1 protein-coding gene is annotated in these 501 nt (G+C 70.5%); it reads left to right on the plus strand.

What is annotated here, in order from left to right; translation table 11 throughout:
* The coding region (locus tag FK530_RS25695) for a universal stress protein (protein ID WP_146489562.1) at positions 1-501 on the plus strand (501 nt) is incomplete at both ends.

Below are 501 nucleotides of genomic sequence, written 5' to 3' on the forward strand. Positions count from 1 at the left end.
CGTGCCCTGAGGACTGGCGGCCGGATCCACGTGATCTGCACCTACGCGCTGGCGTCCTACTCCGCCGCCGCCCTCGACGGAGGGTACGCGGTGCTGGACGACGAGGCCCTGAGGCGAGGGGCCCAGCAGGTTGTCGACGAAGCCGTCGCAGCGGCGAAGGCGCGCGGTGACGTCCGGGTCTCCGGATCCATCGAACCCGGTGACCCGGCTGCGGTCCTGGTGGAGATGTCGCGTGAGGTCGACCTGGTGGTCATCGGCTCGCGCGGCGGTGGTGGGTTCGCCGACCGCCTCCTGGGCACGGTCTCCTCCGCGCTGCCCGCACACTCGAAGTGCCCGGTGGTCATCGTCCCCAAGCACACCTCGGGGAAGGACTTCACGCCCGTGGAGCGCATCGTGGTGGGCGTGGACGGATCCGATGTCGCCTCCTCAGCGCTGCGCAAGGCTGTCGACGAGGCGCTCGTCTGGGGTGCGAAGCTCACCGCCGTCTCCGCGGTTCCCATT

This window comes from Tsukamurella conjunctivitidis (genome assembly GCF_007858475.1).
GTDB lineage: Bacteria > Actinomycetota > Actinomycetes > Mycobacteriales > Mycobacteriaceae > Tsukamurella > Tsukamurella conjunctivitidis.